Annotated in this window: 12 protein-coding genes and 1 pseudogene; 7 read left to right on the top strand and 6 right to left on the bottom strand. The window is 68.6% G+C overall.

Features of this window, described 5'->3' with window-relative positions; genetic code table 11:
- Positions 1-8 precede the first annotated feature (8 nt).
- Both R0D99_RS07385 and R0D99_RS07380 read left to right on the top strand, forming a co-directional pair.
- Positions 9-989, top strand: a complete 981-nt coding sequence (locus tag R0D99_RS07385; protein ID WP_317750753.1) for a tripartite tricarboxylate transporter substrate binding protein — start codon at positions 9-11, stop codon at positions 987-989.
- 6 nt (positions 990-995) lie between these two features.
- A complete protein-coding gene (locus tag R0D99_RS07380; protein ID WP_317750752.1) occupies positions 996-2213 on the top strand; it encodes a CoA transferase in 1218 nt (405 codons plus the stop codon).
- 48 nt (positions 2214-2261) lie between these two features.
- Here R0D99_RS07380 and R0D99_RS07375 read toward each other — a convergent pair whose 3' ends face one another.
- On the bottom strand, positions 2262-3176 hold the full coding sequence (locus R0D99_RS07375; protein WP_317750750.1) for a LysR family transcriptional regulator: 915 nt from the start codon (positions 3174-3176) through the stop codon (positions 2262-2264).
- A gap of 143 nt (positions 3177-3319) precedes the next feature.
- On the opposite strand from R0D99_RS07375, the gene R0D99_RS07370 reads away from it, so the two are divergent.
- Positions 3320-3904 (top strand): DedA family protein, encoded by a 585-nt coding sequence (locus tag R0D99_RS07370; protein ID WP_317750749.1) that lies wholly within the window; start codon positions 3320-3322, stop codon positions 3902-3904.
- 16 nt (positions 3905-3920) lie between these two features.
- Here the strand turns inward: R0D99_RS07370 and lolD are convergent, their stop codons facing one another.
- Together lolD and R0D99_RS07360 are read right to left on the bottom strand one after the other, a co-directional pair.
- Positions 3921-4634 (bottom strand): lipoprotein-releasing ABC transporter ATP-binding protein LolD, encoded by a 714-nt coding sequence (gene lolD / locus R0D99_RS07365; protein WP_317750747.1) that lies wholly within the window; start codon positions 4632-4634, stop codon positions 3921-3923.
- A 144-nt stretch (positions 4635-4778) separates the two neighbouring features.
- The gene (locus R0D99_RS07360) at positions 4779-6047 is read right to left on the bottom strand and encodes a lipoprotein-releasing ABC transporter permease subunit (RefSeq protein ID WP_317750746.1); all 1269 of its coding nucleotides are present in this window, start codon (positions 6045-6047) and stop codon (positions 4779-4781) included.
- A gap of 164 nt (positions 6048-6211) precedes the next feature.
- On the opposite strand from R0D99_RS07360, the gene R0D99_RS07355 reads away from it, so the two are divergent.
- The 3 genes and pseudogenes from R0D99_RS07355 (at position 6212) to R0D99_RS07345 (ending at position 9628) form a co-directional block, all read left to right on the top strand.
- Positions 6212-7078 carry a phosphoglycerate mutase gene (locus tag R0D99_RS07355; RefSeq protein WP_317750745.1) on the top strand — a complete coding sequence of 289 codons (867 nt, stop codon included), beginning with the start codon at positions 6212-6214 and terminating at the stop codon, positions 7076-7078.
- Positions 7075-8785, top strand: a pseudogene (recJ, locus tag R0D99_RS07350) (single-stranded-DNA-specific exonuclease RecJ). The gene R0D99_RS07355 and the pseudogene recJ overlap by 4 nt, the downstream one beginning before the upstream one ends.
- A gap of 69 nt (positions 8786-8854) precedes the next feature.
- Positions 8855-9628, top strand: a complete 774-nt coding sequence (locus R0D99_RS07345; protein ID WP_317750744.1) for a ferredoxin--NADP reductase — start codon at positions 8855-8857, stop codon at positions 9626-9628.
- Between the two features lie 95 nt (positions 9629-9723).
- Here R0D99_RS07345 and coaD read toward each other — a convergent pair whose 3' ends face one another.
- Both coaD and rsmD read right to left on the bottom strand, forming a co-directional pair.
- The gene (coaD, locus tag R0D99_RS07340; RefSeq protein ID WP_317750743.1) at positions 9724-10224 is read right to left on the bottom strand and encodes a pantetheine-phosphate adenylyltransferase; all 501 of its coding nucleotides are present in this window, start codon (positions 10222-10224) and stop codon (positions 9724-9726) included.
- Positions 10225-10393: 169 nt separating this feature from the next.
- Complete coding sequence (gene rsmD / locus R0D99_RS07335) at positions 10394-10999, bottom strand: 16S rRNA (guanine(966)-N(2))-methyltransferase RsmD (RefSeq protein ID WP_317750742.1); 606 nt, start codon at positions 10997-10999, stop codon at positions 10394-10396.
- A 221-nt stretch (positions 11000-11220) separates the two neighbouring features.
- On the opposite strand from rsmD, the gene R0D99_RS07330 reads away from it, so the two are divergent.
- Positions 11221-11766 carry a hemerythrin domain-containing protein gene (locus tag R0D99_RS07330; protein ID WP_317750741.1) on the top strand — a complete coding sequence of 182 codons (546 nt, stop codon included), beginning with the start codon at positions 11221-11223 and terminating at the stop codon, positions 11764-11766.
- Between the two features lie 276 nt (positions 11767-12042).
- On the opposite strand, the gene R0D99_RS07325 is transcribed toward R0D99_RS07330, so the two are convergent.
- Entirely contained in the window at positions 12043-13449 is a 1407-nt protein-coding gene (locus R0D99_RS07325) for a pitrilysin family protein (RefSeq protein ID WP_317751032.1), read from the bottom strand.
- Positions 13450-13536 lie beyond the last annotated feature (87 nt).

Below are 13536 nucleotides of genomic sequence, written 5' to 3'. Positions count from 1 at the left end.
GAGACACCATGCGTTCGACATTCCGCCGCCAATGGCTCGCCGCCGCCCTCGGTTCACTGATGCTGGTCGCCGCGCCCGCGGGAGCGCAGGAGACCTATCCCACCAAGCCCATCCGCGTCGTGGTGCCGTACACGCCTGGCGGGGTGTCGGACGCGGTCACGCGGCTGGTCATGCAAAAGCTGTCCGACCGACTCAAGAATCCCATCGTCGTTGATAACCAGGCCGGCGCCAACGGCCAGGTCGGATCGGCGCAGGTAGCCCGTGCTGCGCCTGACGGCTATACCCTGCTGGTGGTGGTGGCCGCGCACGCCATCAACCCCAGCCTGTACAGCAAGATGAGCTACGCACCCCTCAAGGACCTGGTGGGCGTCAGCCAGTTCGGCCACATCCCCTTGCTCGTCGTCTCCAGCGCCCAGTTGCCGCCCACCAACCTGAAGGACTTCATCGCCTGGGCCAAGGCCAACCCGAAAAGCGCCACTTTCGCATCGAGCGGCACCGGGTCGGGGGCGCAGTTGTCTGCCGAGTTGTTCGCGCAAACGGTCGGCGCCGAAATGACGCACGTGCCCTACAAGGGCATGGCGCCGGCACTGCCTGACCTGTTCTCAGGCCAGGTGGCCATGGCCTTCGACTCCGTTCAGACCATGATGCCGCAGGTGAAGGCCGGCAAGCTGCGCGCCCTCGCCATCACCAGCGCCAAGCGTTGGCCCGCTGCGCCAGACGTACCCACCATGGCCGAGCAGGGCTACGCCAGCCTGACCGGTGGTAGTTGGATCGGCTTGCTGGCGCCTGCCAAGACGCCGCAGGCGATCCTCGACAAGCTGTCGACCGAAACGCAGGCCGCGCTCGACTCGCCGGAGGTGCACGCCAAGCTGATCGAGTACGGCATCGACCCGGTGGGCGGCACGCCGAAGCAGTTCGACACCTTCATCCAGAGCGAGTCCAAGCGCTGGGCCGACGTGGTCAAAAACGCGGGCATCAAGCTGGAGTGAGCTGACATGGCGCTACTCCATGGCGTGAAGGTGCTCGACCTGACGCGCGTCATCGCTGGGCCGCTGTGCACGCAGGTGCTGGCGGACATGGGCGCGACGGTTTACAAGATCGAGAAGCCGGGCGAAGGCGACGACACCCGTCGCATGGGCCCCTTTCTGCCCGACGCGGCCAGCGGTGGCGACAGCAATGATTCCGCCCTGTACCTGGCCTACAACCGGGGCAAGCGTTCCATCACACTGGATATCGCCACGCCCGAAGGGGCAACGTTGGCACGGCAACTGGCGGCGCAATGCGACGTGGTGGTCGAAAACTACAAGGCCGGGTCTCTGGCACGCTATGGCCTGGACGAGCCGAGCATCCGCGCCCTGCGGCCCGACATCGTGTATTGCTCGGTCACCGGCTTCGGCCCTGACGGCCCCTACGCCGCGCGGCCCGCCTATGACTTCATCCTGCAAGGCCTGGCGGGCGTCATGAGCACCTGCGGCCAGCCCGACGGCACGCCGGGCGCGGGTGCCATGCGCACGGCCATCCCCATCACCGATGTGGTCACGGGGCTGTACGCCACCATCGGCATTCTGGGCGCGCTGCACCATCGACGCGAGACGGGCCAGGGCCAGCACGTGGATGCGGCCATGCTGGACGCCTCGGTGGCGCTGAACGGCCACCTGGCGCTCGGTTACCTGATGACCGGCAAGGTGCCGGCCCGCATTGGCAACACCAACCCGATCGCCTCGCCGTCCGAGGTGTTCGACTGCGCCGACGGCCAGTTGATCGTCGCCGCCGGCAACAACGGCCAGTTCACCGCGCTGTGCGGGGTGCTCGGGCGCCCCGAATACGTCAGCGACCTGCGTTTTTCCACCAATGTCCAACGGGTGCAGCACCGCGCGGCGCTGCGCGATCTGCTGGCGCCGCTGCTGCGCCAACGCGCGCGCGCCGAGCTGCTGGCCGCCTTCGAACAAGCCGGCGTACCCTGCGGGCCGATCAACGACATGGCGCAGGTGTTCGAAGACCCGCAGACGCGCCATCGCGAACTCGCCTTTACCCTGCCCCATGGGCGCGGCACCGACGTACCGAGCCTGCGCAATCCAATCCGTTATTCACAGACCCCCCTGCACTACCGCGCCGCGCCGATGCTGGGGCAAGACAGCGACGAGGTTCTAGCGCAAGCGCTGGGCTTGGACGCCGACGCGCTCGGCGACCTCAGAAAGCGCGGCATTATCTAACGCAGCGCTTATCGGATAAGCGTTGATAGCTCCGTTTTTAGGAGCAAATCATTCCAGCTGGAGCCGCCCTTGTGCGTCGGCCACCAGCATGTCGACCAGTTCCTGCGCGAACGAGGGCAAGGCGTCCAGGCTGCGCACGCAGATCTGCATTTCGCGCACCGACCACGCATCCGACAGCGGCACGATGGCAATGTCCATCGCCTGCGCGTGGCGGCTGGCGGCGGATTCGGGCAGCACGCCCACGCCCACGCCGGCTTCTATCATGCGGCAAGCCGTTTCAAAATTACCCACCTGAATACGCTGCTTGATCGGTCGATGAAACTGGTCGCTGGCTTGGCGTAGAAAAGCGTGGATGGCGCTCGCTTCGTGCAGGCCAACATGGTCCAGCGCCAGCGTGTCGGCGAAGTCGACCTGGGTCTGCCCGTCCAGCGCGTGGCCGGTGGGCACCACCAGCACCAGGCGGTCGCGCCGGTAAGGCAGCGTCTGCAGGTTCTCGGTGCGCACCAGGCCAGCCACGATGCCGATGTCGGTCTTGGCTTCCGTCACGGCGCGCACGATGTCGTGCGACAGCCGCTCGCGCAGGTCGATGTTCACGTCGGGATGGCGGCGCAAGAAGTGGCGCAGCACGGGCGGCAGGAATTCGCCCAGCGACGTGGTGTTGGCCAGCACGTGTACGTGGCCCTTAATGCCGCGCACGTATTCCTGCATGTCGCCGCGCAGGTTTTCGATCTGCCCCAACACCAGGCGCGCGTGCGTCACGAAGGCCTGCCCTGGCGGCGTCAGCTTCACGCCCTGGCTGGTGCGATGAAGCAGCTTAGTGCCGATGCTCTCTTCCAGGTTCTTGATGCGCGTGCTGGCCGCGGGCAGCGAGATGAACGACAGCTCGGCGCCACGCGTCATGCTGTTCGCGTCAGCGATGTGCGCCATCAGACGAAGATCCACGAGGTCAAAGTGCATGGCCATGGAGGCATTGTAGAAACGGTGGTGGCAGGACACGCGCGCCGATCCGCGTGCCGATACGATGAGCGACTTTGCTCTGAGCCACCAGGTCGCCCGGTCTGCCCGCCACCAACGGCGGCACGATAGCGACTGAAGGATTGAACGTCATGGACATCCCCGCTCTCATCAACCAATACGGCTACGCCGCCGTTGCCGTGGGCTGCCTGCTCGAAGGCGAGACGGTGCTGTTGCTCGCCGGGTTTGCCGCGCACCGCGGCTATCTGCACTGGCCCTGGGTGATGGCGGTGGCGGCGGTGGCCGGATTTGTGGGCGACATGGGCTTCTTCCTGCTGGGACGGCGCTTTGCACCGCAAATTTTGGCGCGCTGGCCGCGCATCGCGGCGCAGCGGGCACAGGTCGATGCGTGGCTGCAGCGCTTTGGCGCAGGTTTGGTGGTGGCGGTCCGGTTTCTATACGGCTTTCGCATCGCAGGGCCGGTGCTGCTGGGGTCGAGCAGCATGTTGTGGCAGCGCTTTGCGCTGTTCAACGCCGTGGGTGCGGTGCTGTGGGCAGCGCTGCTGACGGGACTCGGCTGGTTCTTCGGCGAGGCCGCTCACGCGCTGCTGGGCAAGGCGCAGCATTACGAAGGTTGGCTCGCGCTGGGGGTGGTGGCTGTCGGGCTGGCCTACGTGCTGTGGGCGCGCCGCCGGGCGCGCCAACGCGCGTCGTCGGCTGGCCACCCCGACGCTTGACGGCGCGGCGCCGCGCTCAATCGGCCGCCAGCCGCCCCTGCACCAGCCGCAGCGCCCTGCCGCAGCGCGCCGCCAGCGCGTCGTCGTGCGTCACCAGCACGAAGGCGGTGCCGTGGTTGGCGGCCAGGTCCATCATCAGCATGAACACGCCGTCGGCCGTGGCGCGGTCCAGGTTGCCGGTCGGTTCGTCGGCCAGCACGCACGCCGGCTGCGTGACCAGCGCGCGGGCGATGGCCACGCGCTGACGTTCGCCGCCCGACAGCTCGGCCGGGCGATGGTGCATGCGCGACGACAGGCCCACCTGCCCCAGCATGCGCTCGGCCACCTTGGCGGCGTCTTCGCGCGGCTGGCGGCGAATCCACAGCGGCATGGCCACGTTTTCGAGCGCGCTGAATTCAGGCAGCAGGTGATGAAACTGGTAGACGAAACCCAGGTGGCGGTTGCGCAATTCACCCTGCTGCGCCGGCGCCAGATCGGCAAAGTCCTGCCCCATCAGCCGCACCTGCCCGCTGGTCGGCGCGTCCAGCCCACCCAGCAGATGCAGCAAGGTGCTCTTGCCCGACCCGGACTGCCCGACGATCGCCAGCGTCTCCCCCGCCCGCACCGTCAGATCGACCCCGTGCAGCACCGTCACATCCAGCGGCCCTTCCTGAAACCGCTTGGTGACCGATCGGGCCTCCAACACAGCCTCAGCGCCCGCTGGATAATCGTACTCAGCTATCGTATTCATAGCTCCACTCCCCCCAGGCCGCGCAGCAGGCCGTTCGGATCGCCGCGGAGCAGGCGCCGCGGAAACACCGTGGCCGGACCTGCGCCGGCCGCCGGTGTTGTCCCCCTCGGGGGGATGGCGCGTCAGCGCCTCAGGGGGGGGGTCCTATTCATACCGCAACGCCTCCGCCGGATTGACCCGGCTCGCGCGCCAGCTCGGATAAATCGTCGCCACGAAGGCCAGCAGCAGCGAAATCACCGCGATGGGCACGATGTCGGCCGCCTGCGGGTCGCTCGGCATCTTGCTGATCAGGTAGATGTCCTTGGGCAGGAAGCTGGCGCTGAACAGGTTTTCAAGAAACGGCACGATGACGTCGATGTTGAAGGCGATGAGCAGCCCCAGCGCCAGCCCCGCGAGCGTGCCGATCACGCCCACCAGCGCGCCCTGCACGATGAAGGTCTTCATGATGCTGGCCGGGCTGGCGCCCAGCGTGCGCAGGATGGCGATGTCGGCGCGCTTGTCCTGCACCGTCATCACCAGCGTGCTGACCAGGTTGAACGCCGCCACGGCCACGATCAGCGTGAGGATGATGAACATCATGCGTTTTTCAAGCTGCACGGCGGCAAACCAGGTGCGGTTCTGGCGCGTCCAGTCCAGCAGCAGCAGGTGGCCGCTTAAAGATCCCGCCAGCTGGTCGGTCACCTGACGGGCCTGGTGCAGGTCGCGCAGCTTCAGGCGGATGCCGGTCGGCCCTTCAAGGCGGAAGATGCGCGCCGCGTCCTGCATGTGCAGCATGGCCAGCGCCGAATCGTATTCATAGTGCCCGCTGCTGAAGGTGCCCACCACCGTCATCTGCTTCAGGCGCGGTACCACGCCGGCTGGCGTGACCTGGCCGCTGGGCGCGATCAGCGTCACCTGGTCGCCCTCGCCCACGCCCAGCTTGCGCGCCAGGTCGCTGCCCAGCAGGATGCCGAACTGCCCCGGCACCAGCTTGGGCAGCAGGGTGTCCTTCATCTGCGCGGCGACGTCGGTCACGCCCGGTTCCAGCGTCGGGTCGATGCCGCGCACCATCGCGCCCTGCATGGTTTCGCCGCGCGCCAGCAGGCCCTGCGCGCCGATAAAGGGCGCGGCGCCAATCACTTCCGGGTTGCCGCGCACTTCGGACAGCGTGCGCGTCGGGTCGGGCAGCGCCGCGCCGTCGGGCGAAAACACCTCGACGTGCGAGATCACGCTGAGCATGCGCCCGGCCACGTCCTTCTGAAAGCCGTTCATCACCGACAGCACGATGATCAGTGCCGCCACGCCCAGCGCAATGCCCAGCATGGACGCCGCCGAGATGAACGAGATGAAGCCATTGCGCCGCGTGGCGCGCCCGGCGCGCGTGTAGCGCCAGCCGAGCAGCATTTCATAGGGCCATCGCCAAGGCAGAGACATCGGGTGTGTGGGCGGGCACGCCCGAACAGCGCCGCCCGCAAGCCAAAGGGAGGGATTTTCGCATCCCCGACAATCCCTGCTTATGCCCCCCCGCGCACGAGCCGACTCACCTGCTGATTCCCGACGCCGCGCCCGTTCTGCCCGACGGCGCCCCGCCGCCACCCTTGCCGCCGCTGCCGCACCTGCAGGCGCTGCTCAAGCGCCTGCGTCTGGCCGACACGCTGACCTGCGACGACGACGCGCCCGACACGCCTTTCGAGCGCGCGCTGGCCCGCGCCCACGGCCTGCCTGGCGCACCGGGCCGCGTGCCCTGGGCCGCCTTCGACACCGGCACGCCGGGCCAACCCTGCGCGTGGCTGCGCCCCTGCCACTGGCAGCTGGGGCTGGACCACATCAGCCTGTTGCCGCCGGGGCAACTGGCACTGGCCGAGGCCGAATCGCGCGCGCTGCTGGCCGCCGTGCAGCCGCTGCTGCAGGACGACGGCCTGACGCTCGATTACGTCCGCCCCGATGCCTGGCTGGCACGCGGTGAACTGCTGCGCGATCTGTCCACCTGCTCGTCCGCCCGCGCCGCGCAGCACCCGCTGACGCGCGACCGGCTGGTCGAGGCCGCCACGCCCGAGCGCAGCGCGCAACTGCACCGCCTGCAGAACGAGCTGCAGATGCTGCTGTACACCCACCCCGTCAACGACGCGCGCGAGCAGGCGCGGCAACTGCCCGTCAACGCGCTGTGGATCGAAGGCGCGGGTGTGCTCGACCACGCCATCGCGCCGCGACCGGGGCTGCGCGTCGATGGGCGGCTGGCGCCCGACGCCACGCCCGATCTGGCCGCGTGGCAGGCGGCGTGGCAGGCCATCGACGCCGACAGCATCGCGGCACTGCGCCAGTCACTGGACGCCGGGCACGACGTGCGACTGACGCTGTGCGGCCCGCGGCGCGCGCTGACGCTGCAGCCCGGTCACGGCCTGGCGTTCAGGCTTTCAAGCCTTTTCAGGCCCCAGCGCCTGTCAGACTTGCGCAGTCAGCTATGAAATTTGAAGTAAGAGACGTCCCTCCCCGCGCCGCCTGGGCGCTGCAGCAGGCGGGCGTGCACCCGCTGCTGGCGCGCCTGTTCGCGGCGCGCGGCATCACCGGGGCCGACCAGCTGGACGATGCGCTGGGCCGCCTGCTGCCCCCCCACGGGCCTGAAGGGCGTGGGCGAAGCGGCGGTGCTGCTGGCCGACGCCATGGCCGCCGGGCGGCGCATCTGCATCGTGGCCGACTACGACTGCGACGGCGCCACCGCCTGCGCGGTCGGCATCCGCGGCCTGAAGCTGCTGGGGGCGCCGCACCTCGACTACCTGGTGCCTGACCGCGTGGTCGACGGCTACGGCCTGACGCCGCCGATTGCCGAGCGTGTGGCCGCGCGGGGCGCCGACCTGCTCGTCACGGTGGACAACGGCATCGCCAGCGTCGACGGCGTGGCGCGCGCGCGCGCGCTGGGACTGCAGGTGCTGGTGACCGACCACCACCTGCCCGGCGCCGAGCTGCCGGCGGCCGACGGCATCGTCAACCCCAACCAGCCGGGCTGCGATTTCGAAAGCAAGTGCGTGGCCGGCGTGGGCGTGATGTTCTACGTGCTGCTGGCGCTGCGCGCCGAACTGCGTGCACGCGGCGCTTTCGACCTGGCCAGCCAACCCAAGCTGGATGCGCTGCTGCCGCTGGTGGCGCTGGGCACGGTGGCCGACGTGGTCAGACTGGACGCCAACAACCGCCGGCTGGTGGCGCAGGGCCTGCGGCGCATTCGCGCGGGGCAGATGCCGGTGGGCCTGTCGGCGCTGTTTGCGGTCGCCGGCCGGGTCGCGGCCAAGGCGACCACCTTCGATTTTGGCTTTGCGCTGGGCCCGCGCATCAACGCCGCCGGCCGTCTGGCCGACATGACGCTGGGCATCGAGCTGCTGCTGACCGACGACGCCGCGCGCGCCGACGAGCTGGCGCGCACGCTGGACGCCATCAACCGCGAGCGGCGCGAGATCGAAGGCGGCATGCGCGAGCAGGCGCTGCAGATCGCCGCCGGCCTTTTCGACGACACCCAGGCGCCGCCCGCCGCGCTGGCCGTGTTCGACCCCGACTTCCACGAAGGCGTGGTCGGCATCGTCGCCGCGCGGCTGAAGGACCGGCTGCACCGCCCCACTTTCGTGTTTGCCGCCAGCAGCGCGCCGGGGCACGAACATGAACTGAAGGGCTCGGGCCGCTCCATCCCCGGCTTTCACCTGCGCGACGCGCTGGACCTGGTGGCCAAGCGCCACCCCGGCGTCCTGGTCAAGTTTGGCGGCCACGCCATGGCGGCCGGCTGCACCATTGCCCAGCAGCACTTCGACACCTTCGATCAGGCGCTGCAGCGGGTGGCGGCCGAATGGCTGGACGCCGCCACGCTGACGCGCAAGCTGGAGACCGACGGCCCGCTGCCGCCGGAATACCGCCGCGCGGACATGGTCGACACGCTGCACCGCGAAGTCTGGGGTCAGGGCTTTGCGCCGCCGGTGTTCAGCGAAGAGGTCGAGGTGGTCAGCCAGCGCCTGGTGGGCGAAAAGCACCTGGCGCTGAAGCTGCGCCACCAGGGCCAGCCGGTCGATGGCATCTGGTTCGGCCGCACCGACCCGCTGCCCGCGCGCGCGCGCCTGGCCTTCCGGCTGGAGGCCGACGAATGGCAGGGCGTGCGGCGCGTGCGGCTCATGGTGGAAGGCGTGGCGGCATAAGCTCATGCTGAATGCGTCTAAGCGTGGATGCGACAATACGGGGTTTCCCTCATCGCCCGCGCAAGTTCCATGGCCGCCTTCGACGAAGAAAAAGTCCTCACCGTCCACCACTGGACGGACCGCCTGTTCAGCTTCACCACGACGCGCTCGACCAGCCTGCGCTTTTCGAACGGCCACTTCACCATGATCGGCCTGCGCGTCAACGGCAAGCCGCTGCTGCGCGCGTATTCCATCGTCAGCCCCAATTACCAGGAAACGCTGGAATTCCTCAGCATCAAGGTGCAGGACGGCCCGCTGACCAGCCGGCTGCAGCACATCCAGCCGGGCGACAGCGTCATCGTTGGCCACAAGCCCACCGGCACGCTGCTGATCGACTACCTGCTGCCGGGCAAGCGGCTGTACCTGTTCGGCACCGGCACGGGCCTGGCGCCGTTCATGAGCATCATCCGCGACCCCGACACCTACGAGAAGTTCGAGGAAGTGATCCTGGTGCACGGCTGCCGCCTGGTGTCTGAACTGGCCTACCGCGACTACATCACGCAGGAACTGCCGAAGCACGAATTCCTGGGCGAGATGGTGACCCAGCAGCTCAAGTACTACCCCACAGTGACGCGCGAGCCCTTCCCCACGCAGGGCCGCATTCCCGACCTGATCGAAAGCGGCCAGATGGCGCGCGACCTGGGTGTGCCACAGATCGACCCGCAGGTCGACCGCGTGATGCTGTGCGGCAGCCCCGAGATGCTCAAGTCCATCAAGCACGTGCTGGAAACGCGCGGATTCAACGAAGGCAACACCACCACGCCGGGCGACTTTGTGGTGGAACGGGCGTTTGTGGAGCAGTGAACGCGCGGCGGCAAAGAAACATGCCTCCAGCGCAGTCCAGATTAGCACATGTAGCTATCTTTTAGATAGCAAATGGGCGCCGACCCCAAGTCGCTTCAAACGGCCTGACGCGCGCGCTTCTTCTCCATCAGGCGCTGCAGCACCAGCGGCGCCACATACGGCGCCACGTCGCCGCCCAGTTGCGAAATCTCGCGGATCAGCGTGCTGCTGACCGACTGCAGCGTGGCCGCGGGGGTGAGGAAGATGGTTTCCACGTCCGGCGCCAGGTTGCGGTTCATGCCGGCCAGTTGCGCTTCGTAGTCGAAGTCGGTCACGCCGCGCACGCCGCGCACCATGGCCTTGCCGCCGCGCGCCACCACGAAGTCGCGCACCAGTCCGTCAAACGGGGCCACGCTCACGTTGTCGTAGCGGCTGGCGGCGTCGCGCGCCAGTTCCAGCCGTTCGTCCAGCGTAAACAGCGTCTTCTTGTGGTGCGCCATCGCCACGGCGATGATGACTTCATCGAACAACCCGGCCGCGCGGCGCACGATGTCTTCGTGGCCAAGCGTGATGGGATCGAAGGTGCCGGGGTAGACGGCGATGACGTGGCGGCTCATGGGGCGTGGTCTCCTGCGTTGGCGAACATTATTGCCGTGCCGAAATACCGTCATTCCCGCGAAGGCGGGAATCCATGCATCCACCAGCAGCACCCGTGCGCAACGCTTCTGGCTTCCCGCCTTCGCGGGACTGACGATGGAGGTACAGCCTCAAGCGGTGACTTTCGCATCAACCCGCGCAACGCCACAGCAGATGCGCGTGAACGGCGCCGGCCTGGAGGTGGCGGTGCACGGCCAGGCCGGCGTCGGCCAGCGCCGCATCGTTCCACGCGGCGGGTGCTTCCAGGTAGACGAAGCCCTGCGGCTGCAGCGCGCGCGCGGCGGCGGCCAGCGCGGGGGCGAACAGCGCCGCGGCGTCGAACGGCGGGTCGATCAGCACCAGATCGATGCCACCCGGTGCGAGCGCGCCCAGCGCCGCCACGCCATCGCCGCGCTGCACGCGCACGGCATCGGCTTTCAAGCGCGCCTTCAGCGTGCGCAGCGCGGCGACCAGGGCCGGGTCCTGTTCCACCAGCAGCACCTCGGCCGCGCCGCGCGACGCCGCTTCCAGACCCAGCGCGCCGGTGCCGGCAAAGGCATCCACCACGCGCCAGCCGGTCAGGTCCTGCCCCAGCCAGTTGAACAGCGTCTCGCGCACGCGGTCGGGCGTGGGGCGCAGGCCGGGCTTGTCGATCACGGGCAGCTTGGTGCGGCGCCACTGGCCGCCGATGATGCGCACTTCGTGCGGCGCATGGGCGGTGCGGCGGTCGGCAGGCGTGGCGGGTCGGCGAGGCATGGCGCGATTGTCGCCGCGCCCGCCTGCCCGGATATTTCATCGTGGCGACGTCCAGCGCGCCCGGCGGCGGGATGCCTGCGCGTGCGGCGTGGCGCAGCAGGGGCCAGGTGCCAGGCTGACCTGCATCAAGAATCGTCTGCGTGGCGGCGCGCGGCAACACCACCGGGGGCCGCGTTGCAGTACCCTTTGCAGCTTGTGGACACCCCGGACCGGAGCCCGCCATGACCCCATCGCCCAACCCGCCCGTCGACACCGACGCCCCGCTGAACAATTTTTCGCAATGCCACGCCGGCATCCTTCAGCACCTGGACAGCTTTGGCGAACTGCCGGCCCTGCTGGCCCCGGCGCAGCGCGCGCGTGCCGTCGCCGAGGACATCGTCCAGTTCTTCCGCACCGCCGCCTTTGCGCACCATGACGAGGAAGAGCGCGAGCTGTTCACCGCCGTGCTGGCCGCCGCCACGCCGGGCGAGGAGCGCGACCAGGTGCAGCAGATGACCGACGCGCTGACGCGCGAGCACCGCGACATCGAGGCGCAATGGAATGCGCTGGAGCCGCAGCTGAAGAAACTCGCCAAAGGCCAGCCGGCCGAGGTGGACGGCGACGCGGTGCGCCGCCTGGTCGATCAATACAAGGCGCACGCGCGCTGGGAAGAGCTGGAATTCCTGCCGCTGTCAGAGCGCATCCTGGGCCGCAACGGCAACCACATGGCCGCGCTGGGGCTGTCGCTGCACATGCGGCACCAGCCTGGCTTTCTGGCGCATATTTAGGCGCCCCCTGTGCCGCTGCGTCGCTTCCCCCAAGGGGGGACGGCACCAGCGGCCGGGCAAAGCCCGCTCCGCGGCGCCAGAATGAGTCTTCCCCCTGTGCCGCTGACGCGGCTTCCCCCAAGGGGGACGGCGCCAGCGGCCGGGCCAAGCCCGCTCCGCGGCTCCCCAGCATGGCCTGCTCCGCGGCCTTTTGAATACGGTGGGGGGTGCCCGCCTGCGCGGTGCATTGCTCCTGATTTAAGAGCTGCTTGCGCTTGTCGAGCTTGCGCTGGCGGCCTATTTGACTTGTGATTTTGGCGCGGCGCCGCCGAGCACCACCGTCACCATCTTCTCAGGTTGCAGCACGCGCTGGAAGGCGGTCTTGATCTGGTCGGCGGTGACGGCTTTCACCCGCTCGGTCCAGTGCTCCAAGTAGTCGAGCGGCAGGTTGTTCCAGGCGATGTTGGCCACGTTGTCGAGCAGCTTGCGGTTGCCGTCCAGGCGCAGCGGAAAGCCGCCGATGAGGTTGTCCTTGGCGGCCTTCAGTTCATCGGGCGTCGGGCCGTTTTGGACGAAGTCGGCAATCACCTGCTGCGACACCGCCAATGCGTCGGCCGCCTGATCGGGCCGGGTCTGCAGGCCGGCGGTGAAGGCGCCGGCGTGCAGGCCGGGGGCGAAGTAGCTGTACACGCTGTAGCTCAAACCGCGCTTTTCGCGCACCTGCGTGGTCAGGCGCGAGGTGAAGCCGCCGCCGCCCAGGATGTGGTTGCCGACCAGCAGCGCAAAGAAATCCGGGTCGCTGCGCTTGTAGCCCGGCTGGCCGATGAGCACGTGGGCCTGCGCCGATTCAAAGGGGATGCGCTCGTCTTTCGGCGCCGGCAAAGGCGCCACCTCGGCCACCGGCGGCAGCGGCCCGCAGGTGGAGCCTTGGGGCAAGCGGCTGAGCAGCTGCGTCACGATCTGGTCGGCCTGCGCGCGGGTTACGGCGCCAACCAGGCTGACCTTGGCGCGGCACGGGCGGATGAAGTCGGCGTAGCGCGCGCGCATGTCGGCCGTGGCGATGCGCGCCAGCGATTCGGGCGTGGTCTCAAAGCCATACGGGTGCTCGCCGTACACGCCTTTCTGGAACGCCAGCCCGGCGATGGTGCCGGGGCGCGTGCGCGCTTCCTTGATCGACGCCGAGATGCGCTGGCGCTCGCGCTGCCACACGTCGTCGGGCCAGGCCGGATCGCCCAGCTCGCGCGCGGCCAGCTGCACCGACTTTTGCAGCAGATCGGGTTCGGTCAGCGTGCGCAGTTGAAAGCTCATGCGGTCGTCGCCCGCGCTGCCGCCGAACGACGCGCCCAGATCGGCCCAGGCTTCGCCCAGCTGGTTTTCGTCCAGCGCCGGCTGGCCATCGCGCGCGGCCACGCCCTTGCCGGCCATCAGCGCGGTGACGCTGGCCAGGCCTGCCTTGTCGGCCGGGTCGCGCCGGCTGCCGGCGTCGAAGTCGGCCTGCACGTCGAGCATGGGGATGGCCATGCTTTCGACCAGATAGACCTGCGCGCCGCTGGGTTGTGTCCAGTGCTGGATGGGGATGGCGGCGAAGGCGGTTGAAGCGGCAAAAAGGGCGCCTGCGCTTGTCAGACAAGCCCAAGCAGCTATCGTTTTGGTAGGAGCGGGCTTGCCCGCGATGGGACGTCGGTCACGCGCGATGCGCCGCATCGCGGCCAAGGCCGCGCCCGCCATTTTTGAATCAATTTGGGCTGCAGCCCTTTTCTGGTCAGCGCAAGCAGCTATTTTTTTGATAGT

The sequence above is a fragment of the Ottowia sp. SB7-C50 genome, assembly GCF_033110285.1.
Classification (GTDB): Bacteria; Pseudomonadota; Gammaproteobacteria; order Burkholderiales; family Burkholderiaceae_C; genus Ottowia.
This window is presented reverse-complemented; position numbering and strand designations above follow the sequence as displayed.